General features: G+C 73.9%; 17 protein-coding genes (1 of these 17 only partly in view). 5 read left to right on the plus strand and 12 right to left on the minus strand.

Annotated elements, in window-relative coordinates; genetic code table 11:
• Positions 1 to 608, minus strand: the 5' portion of a protein-coding gene (locus OG455_RS10925; RefSeq protein ID WP_266292546.1) for a DNA-3-methyladenine glycosylase. It extends 49 nt beyond the left edge of the window; 608 of the gene's 657 nt are visible here — the first part of the coding sequence; the start codon lies at positions 606 to 608; the stop codon falls past the left edge of the window.
• Positions 609 to 792: 184 nt separating this feature from the next.
• Between OG455_RS10925 and OG455_RS10930 the strand changes: the two genes are divergently transcribed.
• A complete protein-coding gene (locus tag OG455_RS10930; RefSeq protein ID WP_266292548.1) occupies positions 793 to 1,326 on the plus strand; it encodes an HNH endonuclease in 534 nt (177 codons plus the stop codon).
• 32 nt (positions 1,327 to 1,358) lie between these two features.
• Here OG455_RS10930 and OG455_RS10935 read toward each other — a convergent pair whose 3' ends face one another.
• The 6 genes from OG455_RS10935 to OG455_RS10960 form a co-directional block, all read right to left on the minus strand.
• On the minus strand, positions 1,359 to 3,290 hold the full coding sequence (locus OG455_RS10935) for a PQQ-binding-like beta-propeller repeat protein (RefSeq protein ID WP_266292550.1): 1,932 nt from the start codon (positions 3,288 to 3,290) through the stop codon (positions 1,359 to 1,361).
• A gap of 223 nt (positions 3,291 to 3,513) precedes the next feature.
• A complete protein-coding gene (locus OG455_RS10940) occupies positions 3,514 to 3,810 on the minus strand; it encodes a 4a-hydroxytetrahydrobiopterin dehydratase (RefSeq protein ID WP_266292552.1) in 297 nt (98 codons plus the stop codon).
• A 102-nt stretch (positions 3,811 to 3,912) separates the two neighbouring features.
• Positions 3,913 to 4,671 carry a sulfite exporter TauE/SafE family protein gene (locus tag OG455_RS10945; protein WP_266292554.1) on the minus strand — a complete coding sequence of 253 codons (759 nt, stop codon included), beginning with the start codon at positions 4,669 to 4,671 and terminating at the stop codon, positions 3,913 to 3,915.
• 172 nt (positions 4,672 to 4,843) lie between these two features.
• The gene (locus OG455_RS10950) at positions 4,844 to 5,899 is read right to left on the minus strand and encodes an SPFH domain-containing protein (RefSeq protein WP_266292556.1); all 1,056 of its coding nucleotides are present in this window, start codon (positions 5,897 to 5,899) and stop codon (positions 4,844 to 4,846) included.
• Positions 5,900 to 5,956: 57 nt separating this feature from the next.
• On the minus strand, positions 5,957 to 6,379 hold the full coding sequence (locus OG455_RS10955; protein WP_266292558.1) for an NfeD family protein: 423 nt from the start codon (positions 6,377 to 6,379) through the stop codon (positions 5,957 to 5,959).
• A gap of 185 nt (positions 6,380 to 6,564) precedes the next feature.
• Positions 6,565 to 7,356: an ABC transporter ATP-binding protein gene (locus tag OG455_RS10960; protein ID WP_266292560.1), complete on the minus strand. Its 792-nt coding sequence runs from the start codon at positions 7,354 to 7,356 to the stop codon at positions 6,565 to 6,567.
• A 223-nt stretch (positions 7,357 to 7,579) separates the two neighbouring features.
• On the opposite strand from OG455_RS10960, the gene OG455_RS10965 reads away from it, so the two are divergent.
• Positions 7,580 to 8,404 carry a hypothetical protein gene (locus OG455_RS10965; protein ID WP_266292562.1) on the plus strand — a complete coding sequence of 275 codons (825 nt, stop codon included), beginning with the start codon at positions 7,580 to 7,582 and terminating at the stop codon, positions 8,402 to 8,404.
• 69 nt (positions 8,405 to 8,473) lie between these two features.
• On the opposite strand, the gene OG455_RS10970 is transcribed toward OG455_RS10965, so the two are convergent.
• The gene (locus OG455_RS10970; RefSeq protein WP_266292564.1) at positions 8,474 to 8,713 is read right to left on the minus strand and encodes a hypothetical protein; all 240 of its coding nucleotides are present in this window, start codon (positions 8,711 to 8,713) and stop codon (positions 8,474 to 8,476) included.
• On the opposite strand from OG455_RS10970, the gene OG455_RS10975 reads away from it, so the two are divergent.
• A complete protein-coding gene (locus tag OG455_RS10975) occupies positions 8,703 to 9,485 on the plus strand; it encodes a DUF4352 domain-containing protein (protein ID WP_266292566.1) in 783 nt (260 codons plus the stop codon). The two genes, OG455_RS10970 and OG455_RS10975, sit on opposite strands and share 11 nt — an antisense overlap.
• Before the next feature lie 44 nt (positions 9,486 to 9,529).
• Here the strand turns inward: OG455_RS10975 and OG455_RS10980 are convergent, their stop codons facing one another.
• Complete coding sequence (locus tag OG455_RS10980; protein ID WP_266292568.1) at positions 9,530 to 10,183, minus strand: response regulator transcription factor; 654 nt, start codon at positions 10,181 to 10,183, stop codon at positions 9,530 to 9,532.
• Positions 10,176 to 11,261 (minus strand): GAF domain-containing sensor histidine kinase, encoded by a 1,086-nt coding sequence (locus OG455_RS10985; RefSeq protein WP_266300729.1) that lies wholly within the window; start codon positions 11,259 to 11,261, stop codon positions 10,176 to 10,178. The genes OG455_RS10980 and OG455_RS10985 overlap by 8 nt, the downstream gene beginning before the upstream one ends.
• Before the next feature lie 321 nt (positions 11,262 to 11,582).
• On the opposite strand from OG455_RS10985, the gene OG455_RS10990 reads away from it, so the two are divergent.
• Positions 11,583 to 12,296, plus strand: a complete 714-nt coding sequence (locus OG455_RS10990; protein ID WP_266292570.1) for an IMP cyclohydrolase — start codon at positions 11,583 to 11,585, stop codon at positions 12,294 to 12,296.
• Between the two features lie 39 nt (positions 12,297 to 12,335).
• On the opposite strand, the gene OG455_RS10995 is transcribed toward OG455_RS10990, so the two are convergent.
• On the minus strand, positions 12,336 to 13,235 hold the full coding sequence (locus OG455_RS10995; RefSeq protein WP_266292572.1) for an AraC family transcriptional regulator: 900 nt from the start codon (positions 13,233 to 13,235) through the stop codon (positions 12,336 to 12,338).
• A 139-nt stretch (positions 13,236 to 13,374) separates the two neighbouring features.
• On the opposite strand from OG455_RS10995, the gene OG455_RS11000 reads away from it, so the two are divergent.
• On the plus strand, positions 13,375 to 13,761 hold the full coding sequence (locus tag OG455_RS11000) for a nuclear transport factor 2 family protein (protein WP_266292574.1): 387 nt from the start codon (positions 13,375 to 13,377) through the stop codon (positions 13,759 to 13,761).
• A 7-nt stretch (positions 13,762 to 13,768) separates the two neighbouring features.
• Here OG455_RS11000 and OG455_RS11005 read toward each other — a convergent pair whose 3' ends face one another.
• Entirely contained in the window at positions 13,769 to 14,518 is a 750-nt protein-coding gene (locus OG455_RS11005) for a DUF4232 domain-containing protein (protein ID WP_266292576.1), read from the minus strand.
• Positions 14,519 to 14,584 lie beyond the last annotated feature (66 nt).

Below are 14,584 nucleotides of genomic sequence, written 5' to 3' on the forward strand. Positions count from 1 at the left end.
GGACTGACCGAGGGCTCGCCGGCGATCCAGAAGCGCCACGGGGTGTCGGCGGCGGTGGAGACGCCGGTGCGGGGCCCGGTGCGGATCAGCTCGGCGGGCGGCGGGGTGCCGGGCAGCAAGCGCAGCACCGGACCGTCCACCACGTCCTCGCCGTCCTGGGCCCGGTCGACGCCGAGTGCCCGGGCGAGCCGGGCCGGCCCCTGGGCGAGGTCGTGGTCGCGGCGGCTGGTGGCCCGGCGCCGGCGCGCGCGCTCCACTCCCCCGGTCACCTCGCCGGCCCGCAGCAGGACTCCGCCGGGGTGCAGGGCCGGGCCGCAGACCAGGTTGAGGCAGTGGTGCATCCCGTAGGTGAAGTAGACGTAGGCGTGGCCGGGCGGGCCGAACATCACGGCGTTGCGCGGGGTGGGTCCGCGGAAGGCGTGCGAGGCGGGGTCGTCGGGACCCGTGTAGGCCTCGACCTCGGTCAGCCGCAGCTCGACGGTGCCGGTGGGCAGGGCGCAGCGGAGCAGGCGGCCGAGCAGCTCGGGGGCCACCTCGGTGGCCGGACGGTCGAAGAAGGAGCGCGGCAGCGGTGCGGCCGGGTCGGTGGGCACGGGGTCGGTGGGCACGGAGCCGAGCGTAGCCGGGCGGGCGGGGGGCCGGGGCAGGTCCGCCGAACAGGTGCCGAACAGCTGCCGACCGGTCGCGCGGGCGGGCGCTGAGCGGCGGAAATTCCGTTGTCGGGCAAGGGGCTTGGCGGTCAGAGTGGTCGGGTCCGCCACGGCGGCGGCAATGGCCTGAGAGGTGTCCGGTATGCGCAACACGCTGGTCCTTAACGCGAGCTACGAACCCCTGTCGACGGTCTCCCTGCAGCGTGCCGTGGTGCTGGTGCTCCAGGACAAGGCCGTGGTGGAGCAGGCCCATCCGCTGCGCGTGATGCGGGCGACCGGCAGGTCGGTACCGGTGCCGCGGGTGATCAGACTGCGGCGGTACGTCAGGGTGCCGTTCCGACAACGGGCCCCGTGGTCGCGGCGGGGCGTGCTGGTCCGGGACCAGCACCTGTGTGCCTACTGCGGGCGGCGGGCGACCACGGTGGACCACCTGGTGCCGAAGTCGCGCGGGGGTGCGGACAGCTGGCTGAACACCGTGGCGGCCTGCGCCGAGGACAACCAGCGCAAGGCCGACCGGACCCCCGAGCAGGCCGGGATGGCGCTGCTGCGCCGGCCCTTCGAGCCGACGCCGGAGGCCTCGCTGATGCTGGCGCTCGGCCTGCGGGCCGGGGAGGTCGGGGAGTTGGCCGCCTGGCTGCCGCGCCCGGCCCAGCTGAGCGGCGGCGCGGTCGCCTGAGCCCGGCGGGGCGCGGACCCTGCGGGGGGGGGTCAGCCCTTGGCCTGGTAGGCGCTCGCGGTGCCGAAGGTGGCGGAGTGGCCGGGCACGGCGATCACCCGGTCGTTGCCGATCAGCACCCGGCCCGAGGTGAGCAGCGATCCGGTGCCGTGCGGGAACCCGCCGCCGACGCTCTCCTGACCGCTCGCCAGGGCGAAGCGGCTCAGATGGGCCGGCTGGTCGAGCCGCTCCTCGGCGGCCAGCACCAGCGAACCGTCGTCCAGACCGACCGCCGCGACGCCGCCCTTCTCGCTGACCGGGGTGCGCCACAGCTGCTTGCCGCTGCCGAGGTCGTAGGCGATCACCGAGGTCTTGCCACCGGGAGCGGCCAGCGTGGTGACCAGCATGTGGTCCTGGAAGAAGGCGCCGGGCAGCGCGTCGAAGCTGCCCTGGCCGACGTTCAGCTCGCCGCCGCCGTTCGGATCGGTGACCGGGATGGCCACGGCGGGGTCGCCGTTCTGGCCCCATGCGAGCAGCTTGTCGTCGGTCGGCTGGTCGCCGGTGGTGAGCATCACGGCCGGTTCGGCGGAGAGCACGGTGGCGGTCTTGGGCTGGCTGGGCAGGCCCTTGGCCCAGAGCGGCTTGCCGTCGGCCGCGCCCAGGGCGACGGCCTGGTCACCGGGACTGCTGTCGACGCAGGAGCTGTGCACCAGGACGGTGGCGCCCGAGGCGCTGCCGGAGAGGGTGCAGTACTTGCCCTGCCCGCCGTACTGCCAGGCGTCCTGGCCGTTGGCGGCCGACCAGGCGCTCACCTTGTCGTCGCCGACCGCGATCACCTTGTCCTCGGTGACCGCGACCTGGGCCGAGTACGGGTTGTTGCCGGAGAGCGGCTTGGTCCAGGCGACCTTGCCCGCCTTGGTGTCGACGGCGGCGAGCAGCGCGCAGGGGCTCTTCGGGTCGGCCTGGGTGTGGAAGAGCACCCCGCCGATGCCGGCCGAGTTGACGGTGGGTGACAGGTCGCACGGGGTGGCGCCGGCGGCGGGGGCGTCCAGGTTCCAGGTGGGCTTGCCGGTCGCCAGGTCGTAGGCGTGCACGCCGCTGCCGTCGGCGCGGACCAGCGCGGTGGGGAGCAGCCAGCTGCCGATCAGGGTGTCGTCGGTGCCGGCCGGCGGGGCCGCGGCGGGCTGGGCGGCCCAGATCCGGTTGTGCGCGACGGCGAAGCCCGGGTCGGCCACAGGAGGCCCGGCGGGGGCGGCGTGGTGGGTGCCGCTGCCGCTGGTGGCGACCACGCCCGCCGTGACCAGCACGCCGAGGGCGGCGACGCCGGCCGCGACCCGGATCGCCAGGGTGCGGCGGCTGGGGGCGCCCTCGGTGGCGAGCACCGCGCCGAGCGCGCCTCGCGCGGCGGAGCGGGCGCGGTCCAGCGGCGAGCCCTGGCCCGAGCCGGCTCCACCGGAGCCGCGCCGCGAGCGGGGCGCGGGGACGGGGGCGACCGTCGGGTCCACGTCGGCCGCGCTGTCGGGCTCGGCGGACGGGTCGGCCGCCGGGTCGGGGGACGGGTCCCCGTGCAGGTCACCGTGCGGGTCACCGGACGGATCGGCCGACGGGTCGGCGGCCACCGGCGGCATGGTGGCCGTGGCGAACGGGTCGGTGTGGGCCGCCGCCTGGTACTGCTGCTCCGGCCACTGCCAGGGCTGCGACTCGCCGCTGTGCTGCTCGGCGGGGTACTGCTCGCCGAGGTACTGCCCGGCGGGGTACTGGTCGCCGGAGTACTGGTCACCGACGTACTGGCCCCCGGCCTGCTGGTCACCCGGGTACGGCTCGGCGGGGTACGGCTGCTCCCCCGGGTACGGCTGCTGCTGCGTGCCGTAGGGCTGCTGCTCGGTCGGGTACCAGGTCTGCTGGTAGTCGTACCCGACCGGAGCCGGCCCGCCGCCCTCCTGGGGGTACCCCTGGTCGGAGGCTGGGGGGAAGTCCTGAGCCATGCGTTCCGTCCGTCCCGACTGCGTACACCGAACAGCCAGCATCTCACGCCGCCCGCGGGCGGTGGTCGGCCCCGGCGCTCGCGGGCGGCGCCGGGGCCGGTCGGTGCGGTGGGCGGCGACGCCCCGGCCGGTGCGGTCGACGGACCGTCAGGCCTGGTGCGCGAGGCGGCGGGTCCCGCTCCCGGGGCCGTCCGGTGCCGTCCCGACGCCGTCCGGTCCCCGGTCAGTGGGCCGCGAGCTCCTGGTCGATCCTGGCCGCCAGTCGGAGGTCCAGGTCGGTGAGGCCGCCCGCGCTGTGGGTCGACAGCGTGAAGGTCAAGGTTCGCCAGCGGATGTCGATGTCGGGGTGGTGGTCCATCGCCTCGGCCGCCTCGGCGACCGCCACGACCACCCGGATCGCGGCCGGGAAGTCGGCGGCGTCGGCGGTGCGGGTGATCGACCCGTCCCGTCGGTGCCAGCCGTCCAGCCGGACCAACCCGGCGGTGATCTCGTCCTCGGTGAGAAGAGGGCTTCTGCTCATGGCATCGCTCCAGCTCAAGTGGCTCGTTGGGTGGCTCGTTCCGGAGCAACCGATGCTAGCGACCGACGGAGCGTCAGCAGGGGAGGCGGCGGGACATCCCGGTCAGGCGAGCAGCAGCTTGGTGACGGCGGCGAGGCCGATCACCACGATCAGGGCGCGCAGCGCGGTCGGCGGCAGCTTGCGGCCGACCCTGGCCCCGATCAGGCCGCCGATCGTCGAGCCGACCGCGACCAGCAGCGCCGCCAGCCAGTCCATCGAGGCCGTGAAGACGAAGAAGAGCGCGGCGACGCCGTTGACGATCACGGCCAGCACGTTCTTGACCGCGTTCATCCGCTGGAGCTCGTCGCGGAGCAGCATGCCCATCAGCGCGAGCAGCAGCACGCCCTGCGCGGCGCCGAAGTAGCCGCCGTAGACGCCGGAGCAGAAGACCCCGGCGATCAGCAGCGCGCTGCCGTCGGGGTGGGCGCCCTTGCCGCCGCGGGCGGCGACCGCGCGGGCCACCCGGGGCTGGATCACCACCAGGACCAGCGCCAGCAGGATCAGCACCGGGACGATGGCGTCGAAGGCCTTGCCGGGCAGCTGGGTGAGCAGGTAGGCGCCGAGCAGCCCGCCGAGCAGCGAGGGGATCCCGAGCCGGATCAGCCGGCGGCGCTGGCCGACCAGCTCGCGCCGGTAGCCGATCGCCCCGCTGATCGACCCCGGCACCAGCCCGAGCGTGTTGGACACGTTGGCGGTGACCGGGGGCAGCCCGATCGCCAGCAGGACCGGGAACGTGATCAGCGTTCCCGATCCCACGATGACGTTGATGGTGCCCGCGCCCACTCCGGCCGCGAGGACCGCGAGTCCTTCCCATGGAGTCATTGACCCGTCCCTACTGTCGCGTGTCCGCCCCCAGGAGGGTGGCGGCGCTCGCGATCATGCCGGACGGCGGGCCGGGCGCCCAGCCGGTTCCATGATGAGAGATGGGACGTGAGACGCGGGAGCGGCACGGCGGTCGGGCCGCCGTGCCGCTCCCGGGTGGCGCGCCGAGCCCTCACTCCGGGTCGATCTGCGGGTACTCCCTGGTCGGGTTGACCCGCGGGCGGGCCGCGCCGGTCTGGTCGGTGTCCACCGGCCGCGGGCCGCTCGCCGCACCGACCGGGCGGCTGCCGTTGCCCTCGGCCACCGGCGGCTTGGTCAGGTCGGGGCCGAGGCTCGGACCCGCGCCCTGGCCGCCGCCGCCCATGCCGCTGAAGGCGCCGCCGATGCCCTTGAGCGCCTCGCCGACCTCGCTCGGGATGATCCAGAGCTTGTTGGCGTCGCCCTTGGCCAGCTCGGGCAGCGTCTGCAGGTACTGGTAGGCGAGCAGCTTCTGGTCCGCGTCGCCGTCGTGGATCGCCTCGAAGACGGTCCGGATCGCCGCGGCCTCACCGTCGGCGCGCAGCACCGCGGCCTGCGCCTCACCCTCGGCCTTGAGCACCTCGGCCTGCTTCTCGCCCTCGGCCCGCAGGATCGCACCCTGCCGGGCGCCCTCGGCGGTGAGGATCGCGGCGCGCTTGTCCCGCTCGGCGCGCATCTGCTTCTCCATCGAGTCCTGGATGGAGGTCGGCGGCTCGATCGCCTTCAGCTCCACCCGGTTGACCCGGATGCCCCACTTGCCGGTGGCCTCGTCCAGCACCCCGCGCAGTCCGGCGTTGATCACCTCGCGGGAGGTCAGGGTGGACTCCAGGTCCATCGAGCCGATGATGTTGCGCAGCGTGGTGACGGTCAGCTGCTCGATCGCCTGGATGAAGCTGGCCACCTCGTAGGTCGCCGCCCGGGCGTCGGTCACCTGGTAGTAGATGACGGTGTCGATGTTCACCACCAGGTTGTCCTGGGTGATCACCGGCTGCGGCGGGAACGGCACCACCTGCTCGCGCAGGTCGATCCGGTTGCGGATGGTGTCGATGAACGGCACCACGATGTTCAGGCCGGCGTTGAGCGTGCGGGTGTAGCGGCCGAAGCGCTCCACGATCGCCGCGCTGGCCTGCGGGATCACCTGGATCGTCCGGATCAGCGCGATGAACGCCACCACAACCAGAACGATCAGCACGATGAGGACGGGTTCCACAGTGTCTCCCCTGGACAGACTGCATAACTCGGACGACTGGCGGGCCGGGACGGCCGGCTAGTCGACCAGGGCCGTCGCGCCCTGGATTTCGACGACGTCCACCTGCTGGCCGGGCTCGTAGACCCGGTCCGGGTGCAGCGTCCGGGCCGACCAGACCTCGCCGTTGAGCTTGATCCGCCCCCCGTGCTGGTCCACCCGCTCCTGCACGGTCGCCCTGGCCCCCCGCAGCGCCTCGATCCCCATCCGGATCTGCGGTCCCCGGTCGAGCTTGCGGTAGGCGATCGGTCGGACCACCACCAGCATGGAGACCGAGACCACCAGGAAAGTGACGAACTGCCAGACCACGTCCGCCCCGACCCCGGCGGCGATCGCGGCACCGACGGCGCCGAGCGCGAACAGCCCGAACTCCGGCAGCACCGTGATCACCAGCGGTATGCCAAGACCTACGGCGACCAGCAGCCACCACACCCAGCTGTCCACAGGCCCATCCTAGGGAGGAAACGAGGTCAGGAGGGTGGGTGCCCGCAGGTGGACGGGCCAAAACCGGCCAGTGGAACGGGTGTCGCGGCGGGTGCGGTGCGCGGGAGTTGGCACCGGGTCGTCGCGGGAGGCGTCGCGGGGCTGTCGCCGGCTGTCGCGGGAGACCTCGCGGGGCTGTCGCGGGGTCAGCCGAGCGGCAGGCCCTGGGCCGACCAGCGGTCGCCGTGGCGCTCCAGGGTGAGCGGCAGGCCGAAGCAGAGCGAGAGGTTGCGCGCGGTCAGCTCGGTGTCGATCGGGCCGGCCGCCAGCACCTTGCCCTGACGGATCATCAGCACGTGCGTGAAACCGGGCGCGATCTCCTCGACGTGGTGGGTGACCATCGCCATCGCGGGCGCGTTCGCGTCCTGGGCGAGCGCGCCGAGTCGGCGCACCAGGTCCTCGCGGCCGCCGAGGTCCAGGCCGGCTGCGGGCTCGTCGAGCAGCAGCAGTTCGGGGTCGATCATCAGGGCGCGGGAGATCAGGGTGCGCTTGCGCTCGCCCTCGGAGAGGGTGCCGAAGCTGCGGTTCTCGTAGCCGCGCATGCCGAGGAGGTCGAGCAGCAGCAGGGCGCGCGAGGTGTCGGTCGCCTCGTAGGTCTCCTGCCAGGTGGCGGTCATGCCGTAGGCGGCGGTGAGCACGGTCTGCAGCACGGTCTGCTCGCGCGGGATCCGCTCCAGCATCGAGGCGCCGGCCAGACCGATCCGCTGGCGCAGCTCGAAGACGTCGACCGCGCCGAGCTTCTCGCCGAGCACCGCGACCGTCCCGCTGGTGGGGTGCAGGTAGCTGGCGGCGACCTGGAGCAGCGTGGTCTTGCCCGCGCCGTTGGGGCCGAGGATCACCCAGCGCTCCCCCTCGGCGATGGACCAGGAGACCTGGCTGATCAACGCGCGGCCGTCCCTGACCACCGAAACGTCAACCAGCTCCAGCACGTCACTCATGCCCAACGCCTTCCCCATTGCAGATTCTTCGGCCGTCCGGGGCCCTGCGCAGCGGGGTCCTGCGCGAAGGAGACCTCGGGGTGCGGTCCACTCATGTCGACAAGTCGGTGCCCGGCGGGCAGCCTACTCCGCCGGCCGGATAGGCAGGGAGGGAGTACCACTGCTCGCAGCACAGGCCAAACCTACGCCACGCGGGTGGCCGCCTTGTCCGTAGGCTGGCGGGATGCCGCTGACTCCCGCCCAGAATCCGTCCTCCGGTCCTTCCGCGGATCCCTTCGCCGAGCCGCGATCAGCACGGCTGACCGCTTGGGGCAACTCGCTGCTGGCCGGATTCGCACCGCCGGACCACGTGGTGGAGGAGGTGGTCGGGGCGGACGAGAGACACCGGGTGGTCGGGCTGCCCGGCGACGCGGAGGGCGAGCAGCACGCGCTGAGCTGGGCGCTGGGCCGGCTGCGGGTGCTCGGGGTCAAGGGGCTGCGCCTCGCACTGCCGTCGGAGGGCCACCCGCTGGGGCTGACCGGTCCCGCCGCCTTCAACGGCGCGGCGCTGGCGGTCGGCGAGGCGGTGCTGGCGGTCGGGGTGCCGGTCGGCCTGGTCCCCGAGATCGAGGTGTACGGGCCGCCCGGCGACCAGTCCGCCACCGTGCTCTGGCGCTGCCACGAGGTGCGCGACGCACCGCCGGCCGACGTCCCCTCGCTGCCCGAGGCCGAGCGCGAGCTGGCGGACGGGCTGCGCGAGGCGACCGCCCTGCTCTCCCGGCTGGACGTGGCCGGGGCCGGCCCCGAGGCGCTGCGGGCACTGGACCAGTACCGGCGGCGCGGCCACAGCAAGCCGCTCGCCCCCGGCTACCCGCCGCGCGCGGTGCGGGTGCTGGAGTCGGCGCGGCAGGTCTCCGCGCTGCTGGCGATCGCCTCGGGCGGCCACGGCGCGGCGGTGAGCGCGGGCGAGATGGCGGCCCGGGCCGCGGCCCTGACCCCCCTGCGGCGCACCGCTCGGCGGGCCCAGGTGGCGGCGTACAACGCGCTGGTGGACGAGCGGGGGGAGTAGCGCCGGTGCTGAGGAGCGGGCGGGCCGAACGCTTTATAGCCTGGTGCTGAGGGGGTGGCCCTGCCCGGTTCAGGAGGCGATGGCCGTGCGCCGCTGCCATGCCGTGATCACCGCTTCGCTGTGCGCTGCCGCGTTTGGCGTGGCAGCCGCCGGCTGCTCCTCCGGAACGGTCACCACGACGCCGGTCTCCTCAGCCCACGCCTCTGCCTCGGCGCCTGCCGCGCCCGGCTCGCCACCCGGTCCCTCGTCTTCCTCGTCTTCCTCCTCTTCCTCGTCGTCCGCTGGGGCGCAGGCGCAGGTGGGCGACACCTTGGAGCTGGCGGGGACGGAGGCCGGCGCGCGGCTGGCGGTGACGGTGACCCAGGTGGTGGACCGGGCCGAGGCGGCGAACCAGTTCTCCAGCCCGAGTCCCGGCCAGCACCTCGTGGCTGTCCAGTTCCGGCTGCACAACATCGGGACCAGCGACTACTCGGACAGCCCGGACAACAGCGCGCAGCTGATCGACACGAGCGGGCAGGACTTCAACACCGCGATCACGGACAGCACCACGGCGGGGCCCGCGTTCCCGGGCATCGTCCACCTCGCGCCCGGTGACACGGCCCTGGGCTTCATCACCTTCCAGATCCCGGACTCGTCCACGGTGGCGAAGGTACAGTTCACGCCGGCCTCCGGCTTCGCGAACCAGACGGGGCAGTGGGCCGTCACCGCGACTGCCGCGTCGTCGGGGTCGACCGGGTCGCCGTCCGGCACGGGTTCGGCTTCGGGCTCCGACTCGGCTTCGGCTTCGGCTTCGGCGACGGACCCCCAGCAGGTCGTGACGGACTACTTCGCCGCCATCAACGCGCATGACTTCACCACCGCGTGGGCCCTGGGCGGCAAGAACCTGTCCCACGACTACGAGTCCTTCGTCGCCGGCTTCGCCACGACCTCGGCCGATACCGTGACCGTCACCGGCAGCCACGGCGGCACCGTGACCGTCAGCCTCGACGCCACGCAGACGGACGGCAGCCACCGTCTCTACACCGGCAGCTACACCGTCCAGGACGGAGTCATCACCAGCGGGGACGTCCAACAGCAGTGACCGCGGCGCGGCGCACCCGCCGCAGGCCGTACCCCATCAGCCTTCTAGGCCAGGTCCCCGTGCCGGACGGCCCAGAGGGCGGCCTGGGTGCGGTCGGCCAGGTCGAGCTTCATCAGGATGTTGGAGACGTGCGTCTTGACCGTCTTCTCGGAGAGGTTGAGGGCGCGGGCGATCTCCCGGTTGGAGCGGCCGTCCGCGATGTGGCCGAGCACCTCGCGCTCCCGCTCGGTCAGGGTGCCGCCCCGGCCGTGCGGAGCGCGCGGGGCGTCGTCGGCGAGCAGGGCGCCGGCCAGCTCGGGCTGGAGCAGCACATGGCCCGCGTGCACCGAGCGGATCGCCCCCGCCAGCGCCTCGGGGTCCACGTCCTTGTAGACGTACCCGGCGGCGCCCGCGCGCAGCGCCGGGACCACGGTGCGGTGTTCGGTGAAGCTGGTGACGATCAGCACCCGGGCCGGGTTGCCCTCGGCCTTGAGCCGCTTGAGCGCCTCCAGACCGTCCACGCCGGGCATCTTGAGGTCCATCAGGACCACGTGCGGCGCGAGTTCCTGAGCCTTCGCCACGCCCTCGGCGCCGTCGGCGGCCTCGCCCACCACCTCGATGTCGTCCTGGACCTCCAGGAAGGTGCGCAGGCCGCGGCGGACCACCTGGTGGTCGTCGACCAGCAGCACGCGGATGGCTGTCGAGTGGTTCTCAGGCACCGGGGACCTCCAGTTCGACGACTGTGCCGCGGCCGACGCCCGAAGTGGCCGAGGTGAGGGTGAGACGGCCGCCGACGCTCTGCGCGCGGTCGCGCATCGAGACCAGCCCGAGATGCCGGCCGGCCTCGCGGACGGCGGCCGGGTCGAAGCCGCGGCCGTCGTCGGTGATGGTCAGTGTCGCGCCGCGGGTCGCGGTGCCGCGCAGGGTGACGCACACGTTCTTCGGCTCGGCGTGGCGCAGCGCGTTGTGCAGCGCCTCCTGGGCGATCCGCAGCACCGCGGCCTCCTGGGCGGGCGGCAGGGTGCGCACGCCGCCGTCGGACTCGAAGACGACGGCGGCGCTGTGCGCGCGGTCCAGCACCTGCGTCTGGGAGGCGAGGGTCGCGACCAGCCCGTCCTCGTCGAGCGCGACCGGGCGCAACTCGACGACCACCGAGCGCAGTTCGTCCGCCGCCTCGGCCGCCAGCCGGGTCACCTCGTCGAGTTCGGCGCGGGCCCGCTCGGGGTCGCGGTCGAGCAGGGTGGCGGCGGCCTTGGCGGTCAGGCGCAGGCTGAAGAGCTTCTGCGAGACGGCGTCGTGCAGGTCGTGCGCGATCCGCGCCCGCTCGCCGGCCAGCGTGAGTTCGCGGCTGCGCTCGTAGAGGCGGGCGTTGGCGAGGGCGATGGAGGCGTGCGCGGCCAGGATGCGCAGCAGGCGCTCGTCGTGGTCGGTGAAGCCGTCGGCCTTGTTGGCCAGGAAGATCGCGCCGAGGATCTCGTCGTTGCCGATGATCGGCATCCCGAGGAAGTCGCTCATCTCGGGATGCGCGCTCGGCCACCCCCCGAAGGCGGCCGCCTTGCGGACGTCGGCCAGCCGGGTGGGGGCCGCGTCGTGCAGCATCGTGGCCAGCACCCCGTGCTGGCGCGGCAGCGGCCCGATCGCCTTCCACTGCTCGTCGCTCACCCCGTCCACCACGAACTGCGCGAACCCGCCGTGGTCATCGGGCACGCCGAGCGCGGCGTACTCGGCGCCCAGCAGGCTGCGCGCCGAGGCCGTGATGCGGCGCAGCACCTCGCGGACCTCCAGGTGGGCGCTCATCGCGAGGACGGCATCGCTGACGGTCTCCAGGCCGTCGAGGCAGGCGTCATCGAGCGGGTGGGCGTCGGCGGGCGTGTGGGCGTCGCCGAGCGGGTGGGCCGGCGCGGGTGCGGCGGGCCGGTGGTGCGTGTTCCCCATGCCGCCCACGCTACCGCCACGCCCCGCCCTCGGGCCTGGGGCCGGGGACGGGGCGGGGGTAGGGCGGAGGGCGTAGGGCGTAGGTACGGGGACGCCGGCCAGCAGGGTGCGCCTCGGCACCGCACAGGTCGTACCGACCCCTGGTCGGCCCGCACCTCACCAAGATCCGCTTGGATGGGCCGCATGGAGCACCTCACCGCCGCGCTGACGGCCAACCACTACCCCGGTCGCGGCGTCCTCTGGGCCCGCACCCTCGACGGCACGCTGCTCGGCGGCTACTTCCTCACCGGGCGCAGCCCGGCCTCGCAGGCGCGCACGCTCGGTGTGGTGGAGCGGTCCGGTGCCGTCGAGCTGATCGTGGCGCCGACCCCCGCCGAGCAGCGCGAGCACGACCACCTGCGGCACTACGCCGCCGCCCGGGAGAGCGGCGGGTGGCTGGCCTTCGGCAACGGGGAGCAGGTCGCGACGGTGGCCGACCGGCTCGCGGAGGGCCAGGCGCCGGGCTCCGCGCTCGACGGGTTGGACTACGAGCCCGACCCGCCGATCTTCACGCCCAGGCTGACCGTTGTCGCTCGGAGCGGCGACCCGCACGGGCAGGCCTGGTTCGGCGCCGCCCGGCACAGCGCCGGCCCGCGCGGTGCGACCGACCGGCTCACCCTGCGGGTCGGCGAACTGGCGCCGGGCGAGGGAGTCCTGCTGACCACCTACCGGTCGCCGGACGGGCAGGCGATCGCCACGGGCGCGCCGTTCACCGAGGTCGCGATCACCGCGCCCGACCGCATCGCGCTGCTCGACCAGGTGTGGGCCGCCCTTCGCCCCGAACTGCGGGTCGCGGCAACCGTCTTCGCGCCCGGCGCGCTGGCCGGGGCGGAACTGCGGGCGCAGGCGCGAGGCTAGGAGCTGTCCGGCCGGACCCTGGGAGCCGGCCGGACTCCCTCAGCGCTGGGCGCGGCGGAAGTCGCCCGGGGTGCGGCCGGTTTCGCGGGCGAAGAACTTGCCGAAGTTGGTGGCCTCGGTGAAGCCCAGCGCGCGGCCGACCGCGGCCACGGGCAGGTCGGTGTGGGCGAGCAGGCGCTGCGCCTGCAGGGCGACGCGGGCGTCGGCGAGCTGCTTGGCGCTGCGGCCGGTGGCGGCCAGGCAGGCGCGGGTCAGGGTGCGCGGCGAGTAGCCGAGCCGCGCGGCGTAGGCCTCGACGGAGCGGGTGGTGGCGAAGGATCGCTCCAGCTCGCGCCGGAAAGCGAGGTGGACCTCGGCGCCGGGTGTGGCCGGGTCCGGGAGGCGGGCCGGGTCCGGGAGGCGGGCCATCCGGATCAGCAGCGCACCGAGGAGTTGGCGCAGCAGCGCACCGGTCAGTTCGGCGGCGTCGGCGAGCGCTCGCAGGGTCCGGTACTCCGCGGCCAACTCCGTCACGGCGCGGTCGAAGGCACCGAACTCGTCGGGCGCCAGCCGCCGGGCGACCGGACCGAATCCGTCGAGCACCTCGCGCGTCGCGGGCAGCGGTGGCGGGAAGTCGGCGGTGAAGAGCAGCAGGACGGCGTCGAGGTCCGCGGGGCGGCCGCTCGCGCCGGTGGAGGGCAGGCGCTGCACCTGGCCGGGCCGCAGGTGCAGCAGCGTGCCAGGGGCGCAGGGGTGGGTGACGAAATCGACCATCGCCGTGCCGTGGCCGCCACGCACCAGCATGACCTGGTGAAAGTCCAGGCGGCTCGGCCGGCGGGCCACCGAGGACCTCAGGCGCGACTTCAGCGCGTCGAAGGTCAGCACCTCGATGCCGGCGGGCGCCCGGTCGGGGTTGTCGTAAGCGATGTCGATGACATCACGCTGTCCATTTTCGACCATCTCGGGTCCCGACCCTACCTCGTCCGCGGGATGGTCACCGGGGCATCGTGGAGTCACGGCCGAACGGCGGCTGCCACACCGGGCAGCCCGCCGAGGGGGCCGTCACCACCACCCCTTCGAGAAGTGAGGACCTTCCACCATGTCCCCTGTCATCACCGACCCGGCGCGGCTGCCGATCGTGTTCCAGGACGCGCTGAACGCGGGCGACGTCGACGGCGTGCTGGCCCTGTTCGCCCCGGACGCGGGCATGCGCACGGTGGCCGGCGAGCAGCTCACCGGCGCCGCGGCGCTGCGCGCGGAGATCAGCGGAACCGTCGCCGCCCGCGGCAGGCTGACGAACGTCCAGCGGCACACGCTCGTCGGCGCGGGGACCGCCCTCCTGGTCACCGACTGGACCATGGAGATCGACGGCCCGGGCGGCGAACGGATCACCCCGACCGGCACCACCGCCAACGTCGCCCGCCGGGACGCCGACGGTGGCTGGCGCTTCACCGTCCTCAACCCGCTTGGCACGAGCGGTAGCTGACGATCGATCAGGCATGGAGGGCGACCGGCTCCAGGTACAGGGTGTCCGTACCGCCGGCGTCCGCACCCACGGCCAGACCGGCGCCCGGCCAGGTCATCTTGACCGAGTGGGTCTCCCCGGGCGGCGTGATGGTCATGGTGGTCACCGTGGCGGCGGGGTGGCCCTTGGGGTTGGTGCGGTACCAGATGGTGAACATGGAGTCCTGCGACTTGGCCAGGGTGATGGTGGTCGGCTGCTGCCGGCCGCGCGGCACCGAGGTGGACCCCTCGCTGGTGACCAGGTCGACCCCGGCGAAGCCGGTCAGGGTGCAGGTCTCGCCCTTGTTGTAGAGCGAGACGGTGACCGACGCCATGTCCTGGTCCGGCGGCGTCGCGTTGCCCGCGGAGACGTCCGGGATCAGGTTGTCCGTGGTGCAGGCGGCGATCGTGGCCTTGCCCGTCCCGGTGGCGCCGGTGGTGGGGGCCTTGGAGGCGACCGGGGTCTTGGAAGCGACGGGAGCCTTGGGGCTCGCCCCGCCTGCCCCGCCGGTGCCGGTGGTGCCGGTGGTGCCGGTCGTGCCGGTGGTGCCGGTCGTGCCGGTGGTGCCGGTCGTGCCGGTCGTGCCGGTGCCGCCCGAAGCCTTGGCACTGCTCGGCGCCGACGCCGCCTGGCCGCCGCCCGTGCCGGCCGGCCCGCTGACGTCGTCCTGACAGGCCGTCAGTGCCAGCCCGGTCACGACCAGCATCGCACTTGCCGCCAGGGCACGCTGAACACGCATCTGAGATCTCCCGTGGGTTCTGGTGGTCGCGGCCCCCGCCGCGACCACCAGTAGCGTCACACAGGC

The sequence above is a fragment of the Kitasatospora sp. NBC_01287 genome (assembly GCF_026340565.1).
Taxonomy (GTDB): Bacteria; Actinomycetota; Actinomycetes; order Streptomycetales; family Streptomycetaceae; genus Kitasatospora.

Bases quoted from the DNA above. Each gene is read 5' to 3' on its own strand.
- OG455_RS11000 (WP_266292574.1), top strand. From the start codon at position 13,375: ATGTCCCCTGTCATCACCGACCCGGCGCGGCTGCCGATCGTGTTCCAG.
- OG455_RS10985 (WP_266300729.1), bottom strand. From the start codon at position 11,261: ATGAGCGCCCACCTGGAGGTCCGCGAGGTGCTGCGCCGCATCACGGCC.
- OG455_RS10940 (WP_266292552.1), bottom strand. From the start codon at position 3,810: ATGAGCAGAAGCCCTCTTCTCACCGAGGACGAGATCACCGCCGGGTTG.
- OG455_RS11005 (WP_266292576.1), bottom strand. From the start codon at position 14,518: ATGCGTGTTCAGCGTGCCCTGGCGGCAAGTGCGATGCTGGTCGTGACC.
- OG455_RS10935 (WP_266292550.1), bottom strand. From the start codon at position 3,290: ATGGCTCAGGACTTCCCCCCAGCCTCCGACCAGGGGTACCCCCAGGAG.
- OG455_RS10930 (WP_266292548.1), top strand. From the start codon at position 793: ATGCGCAACACGCTGGTCCTTAACGCGAGCTACGAACCCCTGTCGACG.
- OG455_RS10965 (WP_266292562.1), top strand. From the start codon at position 7,580: ATGCCGCTGACTCCCGCCCAGAATCCGTCCTCCGGTCCTTCCGCGGAT.
- OG455_RS10945 (WP_266292554.1), bottom strand. From the start codon at position 4,671: ATGACTCCATGGGAAGGACTCGCGGTCCTCGCGGCCGGAGTGGGCGCG.
- OG455_RS10995 (WP_266292572.1), bottom strand. From the start codon at position 13,235: ATGGTCGAAAATGGACAGCGTGATGTCATCGACATCGCTTACGACAAC.
- OG455_RS10960 (WP_266292560.1), bottom strand. From the start codon at position 7,356: ATGAGTGACGTGCTGGAGCTGGTTGACGTTTCGGTGGTCAGGGACGGC.
- OG455_RS10990 (WP_266292570.1), top strand. From the start codon at position 11,583: ATGGAGCACCTCACCGCCGCGCTGACGGCCAACCACTACCCCGGTCGC.